18 protein-coding genes and 1 riboswitch are annotated in these 20,089 nt (G+C 39.1%); of the genes, 1 reads left to right on the top strand and 17 read right to left on the bottom strand.

Going from position 1 to position 20,089, the window contains the following annotated elements; genetic code table 11:
• Positions 1 to 4 precede the first annotated feature (4 nt).
• The 16 genes from ACFSGI_RS03970 to ACFSGI_RS04045 form a co-directional block, all read right to left on the bottom strand.
• Complete coding sequence (locus ACFSGI_RS03970) at positions 5 to 838, bottom strand: MetQ/NlpA family ABC transporter substrate-binding protein (RefSeq protein WP_204826827.1); 834 nt, start codon at positions 836 to 838, stop codon at positions 5 to 7.
• Between the two features lie 148 nt (positions 839 to 986).
• Positions 987 to 1,655 (bottom strand): methionine ABC transporter permease, encoded by a 669-nt coding sequence (locus ACFSGI_RS03975; RefSeq protein WP_204826828.1) that lies wholly within the window; start codon positions 1,653 to 1,655, stop codon positions 987 to 989.
• On the bottom strand, positions 1,655 to 2,671 hold the full coding sequence (locus ACFSGI_RS03980; protein ID WP_204826829.1) for a methionine ABC transporter ATP-binding protein: 1,017 nt from the start codon (positions 2,669 to 2,671) through the stop codon (positions 1,655 to 1,657). Before ACFSGI_RS03980 ends, ACFSGI_RS03975 begins: the two co-directional genes overlap by 1 nt.
• A 183-nt stretch (positions 2,672 to 2,854) precedes the next feature.
• Positions 2,855 to 3,003: riboswitch (SAM riboswitch) on the bottom strand.
• Positions 3,004 to 3,182: 179 nt separating this feature from the next.
• Positions 3,183 to 4,130, bottom strand: a complete 948-nt coding sequence (locus tag ACFSGI_RS03985) for a COX15/CtaA family protein (protein ID WP_379282524.1) — start codon at positions 4,128 to 4,130, stop codon at positions 3,183 to 3,185.
• A 239-nt stretch (positions 4,131 to 4,369) separates the two neighbouring features.
• Positions 4,370 to 4,726 carry a thioredoxin family protein gene (locus tag ACFSGI_RS03990; RefSeq protein ID WP_204826831.1) on the bottom strand — a complete coding sequence of 119 codons (357 nt, stop codon included), beginning with the start codon at positions 4,724 to 4,726 and terminating at the stop codon, positions 4,370 to 4,372.
• A gap of 13 nt (positions 4,727 to 4,739) precedes the next feature.
• Positions 4,740 to 6,359: a putative polysaccharide biosynthesis protein gene (locus tag ACFSGI_RS03995; protein ID WP_204826832.1), complete on the bottom strand. Its 1,620-nt coding sequence runs from the start codon at positions 6,357 to 6,359 to the stop codon at positions 4,740 to 4,742.
• Between the two features lie 136 nt (positions 6,360 to 6,495).
• The gene (locus ACFSGI_RS04000) at positions 6,496 to 6,981 is read right to left on the bottom strand and encodes a DUF456 domain-containing protein (RefSeq protein ID WP_204826833.1); all 486 of its coding nucleotides are present in this window, start codon (positions 6,979 to 6,981) and stop codon (positions 6,496 to 6,498) included.
• A gap of 77 nt (positions 6,982 to 7,058) precedes the next feature.
• Complete coding sequence (locus tag ACFSGI_RS04005) at positions 7,059 to 7,811, bottom strand: Cof-type HAD-IIB family hydrolase (protein WP_204826834.1); 753 nt, start codon at positions 7,809 to 7,811, stop codon at positions 7,059 to 7,061.
• Positions 7,812 to 8,098: 287 nt separating this feature from the next.
• Positions 8,099 to 8,989, bottom strand: coding sequence for a metal ABC transporter permease (locus ACFSGI_RS04010; RefSeq protein ID WP_204826835.1), 891 nt, complete (start codon positions 8,987 to 8,989; stop codon positions 8,099 to 8,101).
• Positions 8,982 to 9,899 (bottom strand): metal ABC transporter permease, encoded by a 918-nt coding sequence (locus ACFSGI_RS04015; RefSeq protein ID WP_204826836.1) that lies wholly within the window; start codon positions 9,897 to 9,899, stop codon positions 8,982 to 8,984. The genes ACFSGI_RS04010 and ACFSGI_RS04015 overlap by 8 nt, the downstream gene beginning before the upstream one ends.
• 190 nt (positions 9,900 to 10,089) lie before the next feature.
• Positions 10,090 to 10,893, bottom strand: coding sequence for a metal ABC transporter ATP-binding protein (locus tag ACFSGI_RS04020; protein ID WP_204826837.1), 804 nt, complete (start codon positions 10,891 to 10,893; stop codon positions 10,090 to 10,092).
• Between the two features lie 50 nt (positions 10,894 to 10,943).
• The gene (locus ACFSGI_RS04025; protein ID WP_204826838.1) at positions 10,944 to 11,975 is read right to left on the bottom strand and encodes a metal ABC transporter solute-binding protein, Zn/Mn family; all 1,032 of its coding nucleotides are present in this window, start codon (positions 11,973 to 11,975) and stop codon (positions 10,944 to 10,946) included.
• A gap of 200 nt (positions 11,976 to 12,175) precedes the next feature.
• On the bottom strand, positions 12,176 to 14,182 hold the full coding sequence (locus ACFSGI_RS04030) for a peptidoglycan D,D-transpeptidase FtsI family protein (RefSeq protein WP_204826839.1): 2,007 nt from the start codon (positions 14,180 to 14,182) through the stop codon (positions 12,176 to 12,178).
• A 167-nt stretch (positions 14,183 to 14,349) separates the two neighbouring features.
• Positions 14,350 to 16,371, bottom strand: a complete 2,022-nt coding sequence (locus ACFSGI_RS04035; RefSeq protein ID WP_204826840.1) for a peptidoglycan D,D-transpeptidase FtsI family protein — start codon at positions 16,369 to 16,371, stop codon at positions 14,350 to 14,352.
• A gap of 131 nt (positions 16,372 to 16,502) precedes the next feature.
• On the bottom strand, positions 16,503 to 17,657 hold the full coding sequence (locus ACFSGI_RS04040) for a CvpA family protein (RefSeq protein WP_204826841.1): 1,155 nt from the start codon (positions 17,655 to 17,657) through the stop codon (positions 16,503 to 16,505).
• 30 nt (positions 17,658 to 17,687) lie between these two features.
• Positions 17,688 to 18,146, bottom strand: a complete 459-nt coding sequence (locus ACFSGI_RS04045) for an ATPase (protein WP_204826842.1) — start codon at positions 18,144 to 18,146, stop codon at positions 17,688 to 17,690.
• Between the two features lie 181 nt (positions 18,147 to 18,327).
• Between ACFSGI_RS04045 and ACFSGI_RS04050 the strand changes: the two genes are divergently transcribed.
• On the top strand, positions 18,328 to 18,663 hold the full coding sequence (locus tag ACFSGI_RS04050; protein WP_204826843.1) for a toprim domain-containing protein: 336 nt from the start codon (positions 18,328 to 18,330) through the stop codon (positions 18,661 to 18,663).
• Between the two features lie 78 nt (positions 18,664 to 18,741).
• Here the strand turns inward: ACFSGI_RS04050 and cyoE are convergent, their stop codons facing one another.
• Positions 18,742 to 19,683: a heme o synthase gene (cyoE, locus tag ACFSGI_RS04055; protein ID WP_379282498.1), complete on the bottom strand. Its 942-nt coding sequence runs from the start codon at positions 19,681 to 19,683 to the stop codon at positions 18,742 to 18,744.
• Positions 19,684 to 20,089 lie beyond the last annotated feature (406 nt).

Here is a 20,089-nt window from a genome sequence, read left to right on the forward strand (position 1 = left end):
TTAATTAAAATGCAGGGATTACAGCACCATTGTACGTATCTTCGATGAATTTTTTAACATCATCAGATGTTAAAGCTTTTTTCAATTTTTCGATAGCTGGATCATTTTGGTTGTCTTCGCGAGTGACCAGGTAGTTCGCATAAGGTGCGCTACTTGTTTCTGTCAACAATGCAGATTTAGGATCGATTTTAGCTTCTAATACATAGTTCATGTTAATCATACCCAAGTCTACTTGATCCAATTGTCTAGTGATAAAAGCAGCATCCATCGGTGTAAATTTAAAGTTTTTAGGATTAGCTGTAATGTCTTTTACAGAAGAAGTGATATTTGTTTTGTCTTTCAATTCAATCAATCCATTGTTAGCAAGCAAAATCAAAGCGCGTGCTCCGTTAGATACTTCGTTAGGAATAGCGATATTTGCACCGTCTGGCAATTCATCGATAGATTTATATTTTGTAGAATAAGCTCCAAAAGGCTCGATGTGTACAGGTTGTACAGCTTTTAACGTCATACTACGAGATTTGTTTTGCTCTTCAAGGTAAGGCAATGTTTGGAAGTAGTTCGCATCTAACTGTTTACCGTTCAATTGAACGTTAGGTTGAATATAATCTGTAAATTCGACGACTTGTAAATTAACGCCTTCTTTAGCAAGTGCAGGTTGAATATGCTTTAAGATTTCAGCGTGAGGTACTGCTGTTGCGCCTACTTTCAATGTCACTGTTTCTGCTCCGCCTTCTGTTGTTCCTGTTGCTGCTGTGTTGTCTGCTGCTTTATTACCGCAAGCCGATACGATCGCAACCAACATAATACTTAGCAAAATCAAAGTCCATTTTTTCATCTTCTCTACCCCTTTGTTTGTTTTTTGATATTTAAGCTAATATATAAAGACGCTGAATATTTTTATGGCACATAAAGCTAGATATACTCAGCAGAATTACTAACCTTTATTTATGACCTGTTCAGTATTTTATAATCTAGCTTGATTCTTATCTTCTAGAAAAATGAACAACTAGACGATCACCAAGCATTTGTAGAATTTGTACAATAATCACCATGATGACGACAGCAACTAACATGATCGCTGTATCATAACGGTAATAACCATAGTTAATCGCAAGCGTTCCCAGTCCTCCTGCGCCGATCATCCCAGCCATCGCTGTATTCGACACTAGCGCAACAACAGTAACGGTCAAGCCTGCAAGTAGTCCTGGCATCGCTTCACGTACAAGAACGCGCGTGATAATCTGCCACAACGAAGCTCCCATAGCATTTGCTGCTTCAATCACACCACGATCAACTTCACGAAGTGCGGTTTCTACTAATCTAGCAAAAAATGGTGCGGCGGCTATTACTAATGGTGGTATCGTTCCAAGTACACCAATCGTTGTTCCTACTAGAATTTGCGTTAATGGCAATATGGCTACGATCAGAATAATAAATGGAACCGAACGCAAAATATTAACGATAAATGCGATAACTGCATAGAAATAACGAACCCAAGCTACAGTAGAACGCCCTGTAATAAATAACAAAATTCCTAAAGGTAATCCTAAAATTAATGTAAACAATCCAGAAGCTCCTACCATTTTGAGTGTATCTAAGGTCGCTGTCCCGAATTCATTCCAATCAATTTGTGAAAAATCTAATTCACCCATCAGTTGATCACCTCCACATCAAGACCTTCAGCGGTCAATCCATCGATTGTACGCGTAATGTCTCCTTCTGTTCCTTCAAAGCGAACTATCAACTGTCCATAAGGTACATTTTTCAATGTTGAAATCGTTCCTTGCAAAATAGCGAAATCTACTCCTGTTTGACGTACCGTTTGCGACAGAATCGATTCGTACGTTTTATCTCCTAAGAAAGACACTTTGACAGTCAATGAATTAGGAACATTTGGTGCTGTCCATGAAGTAGTTAGCAGTTCAGCATTATTGGACTCATTTAAAATAAAATCGCGTGTGACTTCATGCTGTGGCTTCAAAAAAACATTCGTTACTGCACCTTGTTCTACAATACCACCCCGATGAATAACAGCTACTTTATCGCAAATACTCTGAATCACATGCATTTCATGGGTGATTAAAATAATCGTTAAATTAAAGCGCTCATTGATATCGACTAGCAATTTCAGAATCGAATTCGTGGTCTGAGGATCAAGAGCAGATGTTGCTTCATCACAGAGCAATACATCAGGGTCACTCGCTAGCGACCGAGCAATACCGACACGCTGTTTTTGCCCGCCTGACAATTGAGCAGGATATTTACTTGCATGTTGTTCCAGTCCAACAAGAGCTAGCAGTTCTTTCACTTTTTCTTTGATTTTGCGTTCAGGTGTTTTGACTAAGCGCAAAGGAAAAGCGATATTCTCGTATACTGTCGCTGAAGATAATAGATTAAAATGTTGAAAAATCATTCCTATTTTGCGTCGTCTTGCTTGTAAACGTGCTTTGTTCAGCTTGGTCATCTCGACACCATCGATCCATACTTCACCGGATGTTGGACGTTCTAGTAAATTAATACATCGAATCAATGTACTTTTACCTGCACCAGAATGACCAATAACGCCGAAAATCTCGCCTTTTTCTATTTTCAAATCTATACCACTTAACGCAGGGCTTAGATTTTTCCCTTTACCATACGTTTTGGTAATACTTTTTAATTCAATCACAGATAGGTGCTCCTTCCTTCTATTTCATCATTCCTATACTCATATTACATTAATCATATATAAGCCATCGAATAAGTCGGATATATTCTCGTTATCATATATGTCGGTATTCGCTTCTCTCTTCTTTATACAAAAAAAGAACCCTTTCGCAGAAAAGGGTTCTCTATTATTAGAGATACTTCCTTCTCATCTGCCAAAATCGCTATGTACGAACTGCACACGCCATTTTGAAGGAATTAGCACCATGACATTTTGGAAAACTACCTATGAGTTGTTCCAAAATCGGTTGCCGGGTTTCATCGGGCCAGTCCCTCCACCACTCTCGATAAGAAAATATGAAAAATTCGAATGAAAATGAAAATCTTTTCTCAGTATAGTGAACTTCACACTCTTTGTCAAAGCAAAAATGAATATTTCCTAAGGAAATTAGAAATTCTTCATCATTTGTTCATAAGACACTAATAATTTGGTGTGTATTCCCTTTTTGAAGCTCTACCACATGGTGCTACTACTATACATTTTGTCCTAATTTGCCACGTGTACCACGACTTAATTGCCATACTCGTACACTCATATAACATAACACACCGAACAAAATCTGAATCAACAACGTATGCAACATACTGGAGAAGAAATACCATTCAGGGATTTTCATCGTTACAATATTCAACATACCGCTCAGAATCTGCATAATAATAAATACAATTGCAGTTACACCTAACTTACGAATACCTGGATTATACGGATGACGACGGTACGCATAGTGCGCTAATACTGCAATCACGATTAACAAACTATATGCTGCTACGCGATGAAGAAATGCAATAGCTACTCCACCAGATAATTCCGGTAAAATTGAACCATTACATAGTAATACACCTGAACACCCACCTCTAGAACTGGTATGCGTTACAAAGGCTCCTGTATACACCACCATGTACGTATAGATCGTTGCGAACCATGTCAGATTACGCATCCCTTTACTCACCGGTGGTTCATCTGGAATCGGTAAATCTCCTTTTTGCTGATCCATCCGCCTTGCACCAAGTGCCATCATCGACGAACTAGCAAAAGCAATCATTGCAAATCCGAAATGTAAGGCCATAATTGGAGCAGATTGCGAAAATACAACAGCCAATGCACCCATAGCTGCTTGTACTAACACAAATAGTAAGGTTAACGATGCATATACTTTAAGTTCACGATGCTTATTAAAAAAGATAAAACCAATAAAAGAAAATAATGCTGTGAATCCTGCTAGAGCACTAATCGCTCGATGCGAATACTCGATCAGTGAAGCAATCGTATACGCAGGTACAAATTTACCATGGCATAATGGCCATTCTGTTCCGCAACCGAGTCCTGAACCTGATTTGGTTACTACAAGTCCCCCCATTGTTGCCAAAAACATAACAACACAGGTGACAAAGCTCAACCATTTTAGATGTGTAGTTGTTATTCTGAACTTTCTTGCCATTTAGAGAATCACCCGCTATTTTATATGATAGTTACACAATATTTATGTCCTACTTTAGTATACCTGATTGCAAAATAGACGGAACCACTGGATTGTGACAAAAAATGATCAATCCTTGTATTATGACAGAACCGTGTCAACAAACAAATGATATTTTACATAGTAAAAAACCACCCTTTATAAAAACAGGTGGTTAGTAAGCATTTATATATACATTCTTTTTATTCCACTGTTGATGTAGTCAACGTCTGATAGACAGCCACAGCGCGATCCAAAAACTGCTCGATTTCTTCGCGAGATTTGCGTGCTTTATTCACGAAGCGTACTAATTCTTTGCCGTTCGCATAAGCGACAAAGCTTGGAATACCGAGAATGTTCTGTTCTTGACTCACATCACCTGTTGCTTCCACATCTACCTCTACAAGCGTTAGACGATCTGCATACTGACTTTCTACTTCAGGCATAAATGGATCAATATATCGGCAATCTCCACACCAGTCTGCTTTGAATACAGCGACTGTTAACTGCGAAGAGTGAGTAACGGCAGTGAAATCTTCTTTACTATTAATAAGTTGCATTGTGCTATTCCTCCTAATTCTTTTGTAGACGCATTAATGGACGGAAAACTTTACGCAATACTTTTGGATATGAATCCAGTTCATTCGCTCGAACCACTTTTAGCAGAACAAGCATAACAGGATATACCAATAATATCGCTATTCCTACCATACAACAACCGATAAAAAATGCAACCCGATCATTCATATAAGCTGTTAATACAATACCGACTTGATTCAGTAATAGACCGATACCACCTAGTACGACCACTGTCACTATAAATCCGATCCAACGGTTGCCTAACACAGAGAAAGTCACAATGTGGCGTAAAGAACGAATATTCATCCATGTAATCGTAATAAAACATAATGCGGTTCCTGCAATAATGCCGTAGATTCCAATAAACGGAGCTAAAGCAAAACTAGCTATTAATTTAACAACGATACCAATCATGACATGCACCATCGATAAATTCGCTTTGTTAATCCCGATTAACATCGAATTGGTCGTCATCATAGTAATCTGGAAAATCGTACCCAGCGTTAAAGCAGCAATAATACCTGCTCCTTCTTGCGTACTAAATAATAATCCATTGACCGAATATGCTGCTGTACTGAAAATTAATACGATCGGAACACCGGTAAGTACAGAAATTCGCAACGCTAAAGTAATTTGATTTTTCAAATGTTCCATTTTGCGACTAGCAAACGCAGCCGAAATAATTGGAATTAGCGATTGACTCAGTGCAATAGCCAGAATCGGTGGAATCCCTGCTACACTTTGTGCTCTAGCTCCCAAAATTGCTAACACATTGGTAGCCATAGCATCGCCTAATTGTCCAATTAATAAAGGTTTGACCAATATACTATCGATAAAATAAACGGCTGGAATCGTTAATGACGATAGCACAATAGGAATCGATAATTTAAAAATATCCCCATAAATTTGTGTTAATGGAATGACTGCATGATCTTTGTCTGATCTAGCATCGATACCTTCTAATTGATCTTGTTTACGCATTTTGAAAGCATAGTAGATCATGACCGCAAATGCACCTATACTACCAAGCACACTACCAAAAGAAGCACCGGCAGAAGCTTCGACCCCGCCATACCCTAATTGTAAAATAATATAAGCTAGCAAAATAGCGGTAAACACACGTGCAATCTGCTCCACAATTTGAGAAATACCGCCTGCAATCATTAAGTTACGTCCTTGAAAATAACCGCGCATCATCGCAATCATCGGAAACAGTAATAAAGACGGAGCAATAGCTCGAATAGCTAAAATCGCTTCAGGCACTTTGGAGCTATACACAGCAAAAAATGGTGCAAAAATATACAAACCTACTGTCATAATCACACCAATCACACCTGCAAATAACAACGCTGCAAAGTAAATACGTTGTGCTTCTGCCGGTCTACCTAGTGCATAACGTTCAGATACCATTTTACTCAGTGTACTTGGAATACCTGCTGTTGCTACTGCCAATAACATCAAATACAAATTATTAGCTACTGTAAACGATGCATTCCCTGTTACACCTAACATATGCTCTAACGGTACACGTTGTACCAAACCTAGCACGCGTGCAATTAAAGCAGCAGCCGCTAATATGACGGTTCCTCTAACAAATGACTCTGTTTTAGACAAAACGGTTCCCCTTTTCTCACGCCCGATCTCAACCATACCAAAAAACCGGAAGGCTGAAATGCCTTCCGGTCTTGGGCTTTTTCAACAACCTCTATTATAGACAACCTATAGTCATCTAAGCAATGCGGGTTATTTTTTAAAATACAAAAATCCAGATAAAGAAAATAACGATCATCGCGATTTGCAAAATAATCTTGACTACCATGCTGGTGAATAATCCAAGCATCGTACCCCAGGCAGCTTTGAGCGATTGTTGAAAATCTTTACCTGAAATCAATTCACCAAGAATTGCACCGATCAACGGGCCTAAGATTAGACCAAACGCAGGAATTACAAATGGCCCTATAATCAAGCCGATCGTCGATAAAATAACGGTGAGCTTGGTTCCGCCGAACTTTTTGGTTCCATACGCACCGACAATGTAATCTGCAACAAACAGTACAATTACAATCAATGTCTGAATAATCCAGAAAAATACATTATATTCAGCGAATGAGAAAAACCATCCGTACACGAAAAAGCCAAAGTAAATAGCTAACGCGCCCGGCAATACAGGATAGATAGCACCTGCAATACCGACAATAAATAAAATAATGACTAAGCTCCAACCGAGAATTTCCATCGGTAGGGTTCACTCCTCCCAGTAATCTTTCTATACATATATACTCGAAGAAAGCTTAACGCGTTGCATAATTTTTTTTAGACAAGGATATAATCGCGAATCACTTCGACAATACCATCATCATTATTAGAACCTACGACTAGATCTGCTGATTCTTTTACAGGTTCTTGAGCATTGCCCATTGCTACGCCTAGACCTACTGCTTGAATAACGGCTAAATCGTTTAAGCTATCACCTACAGCAACCACTTCAGACATATCGATATTGAGCAACTGACACACTTCTTGAATACCAGCCGCTTTGTTAATACCGAGTGGATTGATCTCCAGATTATGTGGAGACGAGTTGGAAATCTCAAGTCCGCCCATATCCTGTAATGCCATCAAAATCTGGTAACGAAGTTCATCGTTTTCTGTATTGTAGCCGAATTTGAGCCATTCAATACTTGTAAGGTCTGTACCTTCTTCTAACCAGTTATCACGATTATGCAGACCTTTTACTGTATATGCCCAGAACCAGACATCTTTTTCAATAGCTAATTCATACATTTGACGAATCAGATCAGGATCAACCAGTGTACGGCGATGAAGCTCATGAGGAGCTTTCCAGACCTCACTACCATTTACAGTTACCATCGGAGTATCTAAGCCTAATTGCTCGGCATATGGCATTGCACTATGAGCTGCGCGTCCTGTAGATAGACATACATGGATACCTTCATCCATCGCTTTATTAATCCATTTAATCGTTTCCAGTGTAATCTCATGATTATCATTTAATAATGTTCCATCCATATCTAAAGCGAGTAACTTATATTTACGTGTTGTCATTTTGTCATATCGTCCCTTTCTTCATTCCTATTTCTATTGTTATGTGTATGCTATCTAGTAGAGTCAGTCAGTTATCATCAGGTATATCAGGCTCATTTTAACATAGATGTTATAGCGGTCACAAAAGCTTTTGTAAATTACATGTGAAAAATAATCAAAACACCCTGCAATATTACAGGATGTTTTGCAAATTGTTTACATTCATGTGTAGACCGATGATGTTGCTTCACTTTCTATACTTACAAGATGATTAAAGAGCATAGATTCACACTTTGTTAGTACAATCCTTATTCAGCGATCACTGTTCTGTTAGAACGTCGCTGACGTAATCGGCGCATCAATATTCCATGCTTCGGAGAAAATACAAAAGCAAATCCGAACAATATACCTGCTACAGTAACAATACTGCCTGCAATCGAAGCATTAAGCACATATGCTGTATAATAACCAATAATAGAGCTCACGACTCCTGTAAGTACACTATACATCAACATTCTACCCAGACGATCTGTAAGCAAGTAAGCTGTAGAAGCAGGAATAATCAACATACCTACAACCAGTATCGCTCCAACACTTTCAAACGAAGCAACAGAAGTCATCGATACCATCCCCATTAATAAATAATGGAATAACATCACCGGAATCCCACAAGCAACAGCCATCGCAGGATCAAAAGCTGAAATTTTGAATTGTTTATAAAATAAAGCCAGTAACAGTAAAATAATCAATAATGCTGATCCTAACATCCAGACCGAACGTGGCCCCATATCGATACCGTTGGCTGTCCACGTATCCCATTGCACATAAGCAATTTCACCGAATAATACACAGTCGAGATCCAGATCAATATTACGAGCATTGAGACTGATAATAATAACACCTATCGCAAAGAGTGCTGTAAAAATAATCCCAATCGACGCATCCGATTGTATGCCTGAATTTTGCAACCATTGAATCAGAAATACAGCAAGCAATCCAAGAGCAGTCGCCCCAATCATCATCGCTAACGAATCTCGTGTGCCACTGAGTAGAAAAGCGATCGCAATTCCAGGTAATACTGCATGGCTAATCGCATCGCCGATCAATGCCATTTTACGCAAAATAAGAAAACAACCTAGTAGCCCACACGCCGCTGACATCAGACAAGCCGTTAATATAATCCAAAAATCACTACTCATGGCTTATTCCTCCTTGACGATGCCATTGGTCTTTGGTCTGCTTACGCGACCATAGCTTGGCTAACCATCCACGCCTTGGAGCACCTAGTGCAGAAATTGCAAAAAATACAGTAGCAGCAAGCACCGTAACCGGGCCTGTTGGCAATTGAGATACCATCCCACTCCACAGTGTTCCAATCAGTCCACTAAGCGCTCCGAATATACCTGATAGGATAACCATAATATGCAGACGATCTGTCCAAAAGCGTGCAGCAATCGCAGGTGTAATTAATAATGCAGACATCAAGACTACACCAACGGCTTGAATCCCTGCGACTACAATAATAACGGTCAACAGCAATAATAACTGCTCCAAAAAAGCAACCGGCAATCCCATTCCTCGTGCAAATCCAGGATCAAAACTGATCAATTTAAATAGTCTAAATAAAGCGATACAGATTACAATCATCAATAGACTAATGCCTGCAAGCACATACACATCACTTTGCATCATAGAAGCCGCTTGTCCAAATAAGTACTTATCCAGCCCACTTTGTCCTCCATCTCCGCTATGTTGAATATGAGTTAGTAACAATACCCCTACTCCGAAAAAGAAAGATAAAATAATCCCCATTGCCGCATCCTGCTTGATACGTGAATATTGTGTGATCCAGCGAATACCGAATGTAGCGATCACACCAGCAACTAATGCGCCTATAAAAAAGCCACCTGTCGATTTCACACCACTCAACATAAAAGCAATACAAATCCCCGGCAAAGCCGCATGAGCCAGTGCATCTCCGATCAAACTTTGCTTGCGTAAAACCATAAAGGAACCAATCACTCCACTACTCAATCCCAGTAACATACAACCGACAATAATCCAGCGCACATTCGGATCAAGTATCAAAGCCCCTATCGTATTCCACATATACTCTCCTCACCCCCAGCACTTGACATGATAAGTGCGACTTCTTGTATTTCAATCCAACATAATTTTCGCTGAGCAAAATATCTTACATCTAGCACTTAGCACCATAAGTGCGACTTCTTCTATTCCAATCAAATATGATTTTTGCTTTGCAAAAGATCTTACATTCAGCGTTTGGCATGATAAGCGCTTATTTTCCCGCAAGTACAACGCCTTCTTTACCTTGCAACACTGCCATTTTGCCGCCATATGTCTTTTGCAACATGTCAGCAGTAAAGATATCTTTTACTGCGCCTGCACCAATCAAGGTACGATTAAGCAACAATACATCGTCAAAATAATCTTCTACTGTCGATAGATCGTGATGAACAACCAGAACTGTTTTACCTTCGGCTTTGAGTTGTTCTAGCAATGAGATAATCGCTTTCTCTGTGGTAGCATCGACTCCGGCAAAAGGTTCGTCCATCAAATACAATTGAGCTTGTTGAGCCAAAGCTCTAGCTAAAAAAATACGTTGCTGTTGTCCACCAGACAATTGGCTAATCTGTCGCTGTGCATAATCCGCCATCCCTACTTTGCGCAGACATTCCATTGCTGTTTCCTGTTCATGTTTGCCAGGACGACGGAACCAACCTAATCGTCCATACGTGCCCATCAACACAACATCTAAAGCATTTGTAGGAAAGTCCCAATCCACCGATTCACGTTGGGGGACATAGCCGATTTTTTTACGATTTTGTTGATATGTTTTGCCGTATACTTTGACATGACCTGCGATTGCAGGAACTAAGCCTAAGGATGCTTTTAGCAATGTGGATTTGCCAGCTCCATTTGGCCCAATCAGACCAATAAGTCGTCCGGGTGCTAATGAAAATGATACGTCCTGTATAACCGGTTTTTTGTGATAAGCTACAGTCAGTCCCGAGACTTGAAGAGGTAACGATTGGGAATCATTATCTGTTACACGAATACTGGTAAAAGCAGAACTTGTCATACATAGACCTCCTTGTGTAATAAAAGATTGAAATGTGTTAATCCTCTATATCATTTGAGCGCTTCTACAATCGTATCTGTATTGTGTCGTACCATGCCGATATAAGTTCCTTCGATTGTGCCTGCTTCACCCATCGCATCCGAGAATAATTCTCCTCCTATTTCAACGGTATGTCCCATCGATTGAGCACCTGCAATAATAGCTTCCATCGATCTAGAAGGCACGCTAGACTCTACAAATACCGCTTTGATTCCACGCTCAACCAGTTCATTTCGTAGATCACTTACGTCTTTAGAGCCATATTCTGCGGCTGTACTAATCCCTTGTAATCCTTTGACTTCGATATTGTAAGCATCACCGTAATATCCAAAAGCATCATGAGCTGTAATCAACACTCGACCAGACTCTGGAATACTGGCGATTTTACTTTGTACTTCCTGATGCAATTCATTCAATGCAGTTAAGTATTGAGTAGCATTCTGACGGTAATCAGCTTCGTGTGCAGGATCGGCTTCAATCAATGCTGCTTCTATTGTCTGTGTAACATTCATCCAAAGGTTCACATCGAACCAGATATGAGGATCATATTCGGTCGCTCCATCTTCACTGTAGCGAAGCTGTGCAGGATCGATATTTTCAGCTACAGCAACCACATGACGAGATTTACTCATTTTCTCCATAATCTTGGTCATACTACCTTCTAAATGCAATCCGTTATACAATACGAGATCAGCATCATCTAACTTACGGATATCTCCTTGCGAAGCTTTGTACATATGAGGATCGACACCAGGACCCATTAATCCGGTCACTGTCACATGCTCTCCACCTACTTCACGAGCCGCATCAGCAATCATGCCTGTTGTTGCTGTAATTCGTAATTTGCCTCCTTCTTCAAAAGAAGGTGAATCATCAACAGCTCCCTGAATCGTAGTACATCCACTAAGAATCAATACAATTACAGCGATACTGATTCCGTATATGATACGTTGATATAACGGAGCAGATATACCTGATTTCCGATGACGCTTATGAATTAAATATGCTTGTGCCCATGATGATCTGGAACGATTAACCGACATATATGATCCTCCTATCATTTCAAAATACTCCATCTTTATATACCAATAATCTAAACGATAAATCTTACATTGAAGCAATTATTTTTCTTATATGACTATATTTTTATATAAGGAAATAATGTTTCCTTTGTGCAAATTTTAAAGTAGAGCGCAAAAAAAAGCAAGAGGCTAATTTGCCCCTTGCTTTTACTTTTTAATTTCTATTCTGTTGTTGTTTCTTCGGTTACTGCTTTACCTTTAGGTACTCCATCTAATCCATAATATTCATCATACGCATCAAAGATTTTTTTAGCGACTGGAGCCGCACTTCGAGAACCGAAGCCACCTTCAGGAATCATTACAGCAATAGCTAATTTCGGATTATTACGCGGAGCAAAAGAAATAAATACCCCGTTATCGACTAACTTACCATAAATAGATTGCTGAGATGTACCTGTTTTACGAGCAACATCATAACGATAATTTTCAAATACAGGCACTTTACTTTTCATCCCTTGAATAACAGTATTCCAGTATTCATCGGGGAAGTTTACGGTATTTAATACTTCTGGTTTAATTTTTTTGACAACGTTACCTTCTGCATCTGTAATTTTGCTTACAAATTGAGGTTTGAGACGTTTACCACGATTCGCAAGTGTTGTTGCATACTGTGCCAATTGCAATGTTGTATAACGTCCTTGCTGTCCGAAAGAAGCATATGCCATCGCTGCCTGTGCACTACCTGCGGCCTCAAGATTTAGATATTCTCCCCGACCTTCACTTTCATAAGGAAGCCCACTTTGTGTGGTTACACCAAGTCCGAATTCTTTCATATATTTATCCCAAACGTTAACTGATTCTCCACCGTATTTGTTATACAAACGCTTACCGACCATATCAACCATAAAAGCATTTGATGATTTCTGTATAGCTGTTGTAGGTGTTAAATAACCAAGTACTTCTCCTAATGCATTACGTACAGGAGTCTCATGACCGGCTTTACCGAATTTCGCAGACCCACGATCCGAGTAACCAGCATACGGTGTGAATAGTCCTTCTTCCATTCCAATCAATACACTTAATGGTTTGATAACAGAACCCATCAAAACCATCGATGAAGCACCTTTGCCTCGATATACTTCTCGAATTGTACCGTTGGCAGAGCGAGACAGAATTTCGTTGATCTGGTCTTGACTAGGAGCATTTCCCCAGATATTCGAATCATAATCTGGCATACTTGCGATAGCTACCACATTCCCTGTTTCGACTTCCATAGCTACTGCATATCCTGTTTGTGCATTAGGTGCGTAAGCATTCCCACTACTATATGAATGTAAATATGCAAGTTGATCTGTGATCGCTTGTTGAGCAACTAATTGTAGATTTTTATCAATGGTCATCCACAAATTATTACCTTTAACAGGAGGTGTTAATGTAGCACGTCCATTGACACGATTCAGTGCATTGATCGGTGTTTTTTTCACACCATTAGTTCCGCGAAGTTCATCTTGATACGTATATTCAAGACCATCTACACCTACTAATTCAGTATCTATATAACGAGATTCTTCATCTGTTAATCGAGCACGATTTTTGTATTTATTCATTGAAGTTTTCACACCATAAAATGCTTTAAGATAACCTACTGTCTGTACAGCCAACTGATCTTTACTGTACTCACGTACACTTTCTTCTCTTACTTCTATCCCTTGAAATTGATCTTTGTGTTCAAGAAAATAAGCGATTTCACTATTACTCAAATCTTTTTTGATTCGGCGTGGAGTGAAGCCGTAGTTTTTAATATATTTAATATCCATTTCTTTTTCAATTTCTGCGGCTGTCATTTTCCGATCAGGATCACCGTACTTATTAAATACACGTTTGAGATCACCAATAATTTGGTATAATTCCGGCTTATTTTTATCCAAGCGATAATCTTTGTTCAGTGTAAAATACAACGATTGCATTGAAAGCGAATAAGCGACTTTGGTTCCTGTAGCATCATAAATATTACCTCGTGTCGGAACAATCGGGGTGATGTCGTTAGCCACATAAGCTTCTTTTTCTTTCAATGTAGGACCTTCTACAAATTGTAAAATAGCCAACCGCACAATAAGCACACTAAAAATAACAAAAACAGAGAAAAAGAATATATTCAAACGCACCGAAAATTGCTTCCGATGACTGACTTCGAGGTCCTCTGATGATTGATCATTCCACTTTTTCATTCGGGTTGTTGAACCTCCTATGTATTTCGTTCCATATAATGTTGTTCTTTCTTCATTTTAACATATGTTAACGAGATGTAGACTACAAAAAGATAACAAAAAAGCAGGTTCCTTATCGAAAGGAACCTGCTGACACATATTTAGAACATACAGATTTACTTTTACCATTAATTGTTACTTGTAGTTGCTGCTTGATCTGTTGTTTTTGCTTCTGATACTTTTTTCGGAATACCGTCTAATCCGTACTCTTGATCATAAGCATCAAAGATTTTACGAGCGACTGGAGCCGCACTTTGCGCACCAAATCCACCTTCTGGAATAACAACTGCTACTGCAAGCTTCGGATTATCTCGTGGAGCATAAGCGATAAATACACCATTATCCACTAAATGACCATATACCGATTGCTGAGATGTACCGGTTTTACGAGCATAATCATACGGGAAACCATCAAATCCAGATACTTTACTTCTCATCCCTGACTTAATCGCAGACCAGTATGAATCTGGGAAATCAATTTGATTCACAACTTGTGCTTTTGTTTTCTGTACAATGTTGCCTTCTGCATCGGTAATTTTGCTTACCAATTGAGGTTTAAGACGTGTGCCTTTATTCGCTAACGTTGCTACATATTGTGCCAATTGCAATGTTGTATATTTTCCTTGTTGTCCAAATGAAGCGTACGCCATCGCTGCCTGCGCACTACCTGCGGCTTCAAGATTCATATATTCGCCTGAGCCATCACTTTCATAAGGAAGTCCACTTTTCGTAGATACGCCCAGACCAAATTCTTTCATATATTTATCCCAGACATTGATAGATTCGCCACCATATTTGGTATATAGCTTTTTACCAACCATATCGACCATAAATGCATTCGATGAATGTTCGATCGCTGTAGAAGGAGTTAAATAACCATATACGTGATTGCTAGAGTTACGTACTTTGGTTTCATAACCTGCTTTACCAAACTGCGCAAATCCAATATCTTGATAACCACTATAAGGAGTGAACAATCCTTCTTTTAATCCTATCAATACACTCAAAGGCTTAATAACAGAACCCATCAATACCATCGAAGAAGCATGTCCTTCACGATATACTTCGCGAATCGCTCCGTTAGCATAATAATGCTGAATATCTTTATATTTGTCGTCCGTCATACTTTCCCATACATTGGAATCGTAATCAGGCATACTTGCCATAGCGACAATATTTCCGGTATCGACTTCCATCGCTACTGCATATCCTGTTTGTGCATTAGGAGCATAGGATGAACCGCTACGGTAAGAGTGAAGAAAAGATAATTGATCGGTAATCGCTTGTTGCGTTGTTTTTTGTACATTTTTATCAATGGTCATCCAGACGTTATTCCCTTTTTCAGGAGCAGTCAATTCTGTACGACCGCTTGCAATATTCATTGCATTAACAGGCGTAGTTTTCAGACCATTTTTACCACGTAGATCATCTTGATACGCATACTCTATACCATCCACACCTACAAATTCGGTATCTAGATATTTTTCTTGCGGATCTTCTAATCTCGCTTTGTTTTTATAATGATCCATTGTATTCCGCACACCGGCAAACGAAGATAAGTAACCTACAGTTTGCACAGCGACACGATCGGTATCATAATGTCGAACACTTTCTTCTACAATTTCGATACCTGGAAATTGATCTTTATGTTCAAGGAAATAAGCAATCTCCTCATTGGTTAAATCTTTTTTGATCCGACGTGGCGTATAACCAAAGTTTTTGCGATACGTAATATCCATCGCTTCGATAATCTGATCTGCTGTCATCGTTTCTTCTTTTTTACCGTATTGATTAAATACTTTTTTAAGTTTACTCACGATACCATATAATTCTTCTTTATTTTTTTCTAAAGAGTAGTTTTTTTCCAAAGTAAAATAGAGGGACTGAGACGACGTAGAGTAAGCAATCTTTTCACCGGATGCATCCATAATATTGCCACGAATCGGTGGAATAGGCGTACTTTTACTTGAAATACTTGCTTCTTTTTCTTTTAACGTTGGCCCTTCTACAAACTGCAATACCGCTAGACGAACAATTAACACACTAAAAATAATAAAGGTCGCAAAGAAAAACACATTCAGTCGAATCGAAAACTGACGTTGGTTTTTCAACTCGCGCTTTGACGAATCGTCCATACCCGATTTATTCATGTTGTAACATTTCCCTTTCTCTTACGGCACTACATGATGCCTATCATTCTGTACATCAACTATAAAACGAGGCGACATTTGAACTTTTTTATCATACCATAGACAACCTGCTGTTGAATATTTTCGCTCTTTTACAACACACTTTGCTCGATATGTGTTTCTGCAAATTTGGGTGGATTGAACCAATCTCCTGCTGAAGCCCATGTTGGATCAAGCGGAACCCATTTCTCTGAATCAGGCAAATACACTTGATTCCACGCGTGAGGGCCATAACCACCTTGTCCATTATAACCAAGACCTGTAACGACTCTTACATCGATTCCCTGAGAACGTGCCATCACAGCATACAAGCGAGCATAATCGATACATACCCCTTTACGAGTAGCAAATGTTTCTTCAGGATTTTGCTCATGCCAGATTCCGCGTTGCTCATAATTTTCGACTTTACTATAATCATAGGTCACCCGGGAACCTACCCATTCATATAACAAACGAGCTTTGCTTTCAGTGCTAGTTCCTTTGGCTACAATTGCTGCCGCCGCATCTTCAATATCTGATGGAATACTACGATCAACCACATCGTATTTCCGTTGAAAAATACCGGTTAGTTCTTTTTCCACTGCACTGGTAAACACAGGTAATGTATCGGCTACAAAAGAACCAGTCAACGGCTTAATCACAGTTGTTACACTTTGTCGATACAGAGCAGAACCTTCTACGTATGAAGTTACTGTGGTGCTTGGATACAAGCTGACAACAATAAATAAAATCAAAATGACTATAATAGATCGAACCGCTCCGTTAAGAAGCCCTATACCTCCACCTGCTAGACGATTCCACCATGAAGAACGTTTAGGTTCTGCCATCATAGAATTCCGGCTCCATTTTTCAGGTAAAAGCAAGACGGTTAGCAATGAAAAAGCGATACTTGCTACCACATAGCTCAACACAAATAACACAATAAAGCGCAATAAAGAAAATTCAGAAATTAAATAAATCGCTGAATAATACATTTCACGCCACCATTCCAATTGACCTTCCGGTGTTACAGAAGATACGCTTTGCGCCCAAGACTGCACATAAGGAGAAGCCCACAATGCAAAAGGAGCAGCGAGTACAAGCGCCAAAACGGTCAACAACGTGCGTCCAGCCCACGATAACAACCGACCTGCAGAACGTACTGCTCCATGACGTATCCCTTGAATAATGGAGAATACTATAATGACATATATCAAAACCGATACTGGACTGCTATCGAAAAACGTGGATAGTTCATTCATTGTCATACAGGTCCCCCTACATTTTGATCATGCTATTTAAGAAGGGTTGCCTGATGTGCTAGCGTTCGATTTAGCTTCTTCAATAAAAGATTTCATCGTTCCCTTCACATCCCATTCACCCAAAGACACACCGCGGAAAGTAACACCTACTGTGCTTTTGCCTGGCGTTCCTAATACTTCAAGATTGGTTGTGCGAATCGTATATGTCCCATCTTGATTTTTTTCAAATTTGGCGTCAGCGGCTTCTTTTTTCATCACTTCTGTTGCTTCTTGTTGCAAAGCAGAAAGGGTCTGTTCAGTTACACCGGATACCGTATCTTTAATCTGATCCATAGAAATTCCACTGTATATAAATAAAGCGACAGCAATAATAATAACGATCAACCATTTGATCACCGTTTTAACCAGATTAATAACTAGAAATAGTATAATTAAGGCAACCAGAATGATTAGCCAATTTTGCTTAAAAAACTCACTCCATACTTGCCAATCCATAACTCTAACCTCCAACTTTCATTTTTCATGATGAATTCATTTGTGTAATAATACATACCCTATTCTATAATCTTTGTTCATTATACAAGATGTATTGATGATATGTCAGCAAACACTCTAGATCGCTTTATGTAGGAAGCTATCTTTTGATCTATTACAATGATAGAGAGGAGAAAATACGATGCATATTATTGTCGAAGGCAAAAATGATCGTAGTCGTTTACGTCACTTATTAAAAGAAGAAGTAAGCATAGAATGTACATTTGGCACACTCAATGCTTTGAAATTAGAAAAGCTACGCAAACAAATCGGACATGATGAAGTGTATTTATTTATGGACAACGATCCTGCTGGTAAAAAAATCCGCGGTGTATTGCGCGATACATTTCCAGATGCCACTCATCTGTATACCCGACGTGGTTACGCTGGTGTGGAAGGCACACCAGATGAATATCTTGTCGCTCAATTGGAAAAGGCGGGCTTGGAAGAGTATATTATTTATCCAATTATCTATTAAAAAGAACACCGCATAGAGTTGTCTCTCTTGTGGTGTTCTTTTTTATGATTGTACACAGTATTAGATATAGGTAGAACATTATCCTTTATGAACAGTATCTATAATCATCATAATAAAACTAATCGTCAGATAGTTAATCGAAAAAATAAAAGCAGTTTTTGCCCATTTGTCATTATCTTGTTTGCTGAATCCGGCTACTGCCATCCCGAACCACAACACAGACAGTATAAGCGATACGATCATAAAAATAATACCTGTATAGTTGTACATATACATCAAAATAGGAATAGGAATTAACAGAGCAATATAGGGAAGCATTTGATATTTTGTGCGCTTGATTCCTTTAACGACTGGCAAAAGAGGATACCCTGCTGCTCGATATTCTTCTACACGACGAATCCCTAATGCCCAGAAATGTGGTGGTTGCCATAAGAATAACATTGCAAATAGTAACCATGCACCCAGATCAACATGATTGGTAACTGCTACATACCCAATAACCGGTGGCATCGCTCCTGATATCCCGCCAAGTGACGTACTCCATGTAGATGAACGCTTTAGCCATAGCGTGTAGATAATCACATAGACAACCATTCCAAGCACACCAAATGCGGCTGCAAGCAGACCTGAAAATAGGGTTAGGACACTTAATCCGAGTATCCCTAATATAATCGCATACCAGAGCACGATAGAAGGCGAGATACGACGTGTGGCTAGTATACGATCTTGTGTCCGTATCATTTTGGTATCCAGTTCACGATCAAAATAATTGTTAAATACACACGAAGACGCCATGACTAACATCGTGCCCAATAATGTCCATAATAAATGGATATAATCCACATTCCAACCAGAAGCTAGCCAAAATCCACCAAACGTTGCAATCAGATTCGATCTCAAAATGCCTGGCTTGGCAAGCGTTACAAAATCTCTCCAAGTCACCGGTTGATCTGAAGGGGAAGGTTCGGTAGAAGATGTGGTGGAATCCGAAGAAGTCTGGTAACTGATTTGTTTATCCACGCTGATATGTTCCTCCCTAGCGCTTAACTTTGTAAGCGCAATATCTTGTAATACCATTAACATCAATTTTGCAAAGCATACAATCTTTCTTTAAAATAGGGACACATGCCCTGCCGAATACACCATAGGTACTATTCACTTTATCATACCTATTATTAAAAGTCTTTTGGATTCATTGTTGTAGCACCGTTTATGACAAATTATTGACAGACTGCTTGATAGGTCTGAGATTCATCTTTTTACAATTGGTTTATCATAATCTGAACAGGTAAATATTACGTATATCATGTAAAATAGCTATAATCCATTTGAAAATGTTGCCGATATCAATAAAGTATAGAGCTTTTTGATTACACCAGAAGATGTTGCGCTTTTACTGCCAAGCGCTTATCGTAAGATATTTTGT

Origin of the sequence: Paenibacillus nicotianae, assembly GCF_042681745.1 — a bacterium.
Classification (GTDB): Bacteria; Bacillota; Bacilli; order Paenibacillales; family Paenibacillaceae; genus Saccharibacillus; species Saccharibacillus nicotianae.

Coding starts and splice junctions, on each gene's coding strand:
- ACFSGI_RS03970 (WP_204826827.1), bottom strand. CDS start 838: ATGAAAAAATGGACTTTGATTTTGCTAAGTATTATGTTGGTTGCGATC.
- ACFSGI_RS03975 (WP_204826828.1), bottom strand. CDS start 1,655: ATGGGTGAATTAGATTTTTCACAAATTGATTGGAATGAATTCGGGACA.
- ACFSGI_RS03990 (WP_204826831.1), bottom strand. CDS start 4,726: ATGCAACTTATTAATAGTAAAGAAGATTTCACTGCCGTTACTCACTCT.
- ACFSGI_RS04000 (WP_204826833.1), bottom strand. CDS start 6,981: ATGGAAATTCTCGGTTGGAGCTTAGTCATTATTTTATTTATTGTCGGT.
- ACFSGI_RS04005 (WP_204826834.1), bottom strand. CDS start 7,811: ATGACAACACGTAAATATAAGTTACTCGCTTTAGATATGGATGGAACA.
- ACFSGI_RS04010 (WP_204826835.1), bottom strand. CDS start 8,989: ATGAGTAGTGATTTTTGGATTATATTAACGGCTTGTCTGATGTCAGCG.
- ACFSGI_RS04015 (WP_204826836.1), bottom strand. CDS start 9,899: ATGTGGAATACGATAGGGGCTTTGATACTTGATCCGAATGTGCGCTGG.
- ACFSGI_RS04020 (WP_204826837.1), bottom strand. CDS start 10,893: ATGACAAGTTCTGCTTTTACCAGTATTCGTGTAACAGATAATGATTCC.
- ACFSGI_RS04025 (WP_204826838.1), bottom strand. CDS start 11,975: ATGTCGGTTAATCGTTCCAGATCATCATGGGCACAAGCATATTTAATT.
- ACFSGI_RS04030 (WP_204826839.1), bottom strand. CDS start 14,182: ATGAAAAAGTGGAATGATCAATCATCAGAGGACCTCGAAGTCAGTCAT.
- ACFSGI_RS04035 (WP_204826840.1), bottom strand. CDS start 16,371: ATGAATAAATCGGGTATGGACGATTCGTCAAAGCGCGAGTTGAAAAAC.
- ACFSGI_RS04040 (WP_204826841.1), bottom strand. CDS start 17,657: ATGACAATGAATGAACTATCCACGTTTTTCGATAGCAGTCCAGTATCG.
- ACFSGI_RS04045 (WP_204826842.1), bottom strand. CDS start 18,146: ATGGATTGGCAAGTATGGAGTGAGTTTTTTAAGCAAAATTGGCTAATC.
- ACFSGI_RS04050 (WP_204826843.1), top strand. CDS start 18,328: ATGCATATTATTGTCGAAGGCAAAAATGATCGTAGTCGTTTACGTCAC.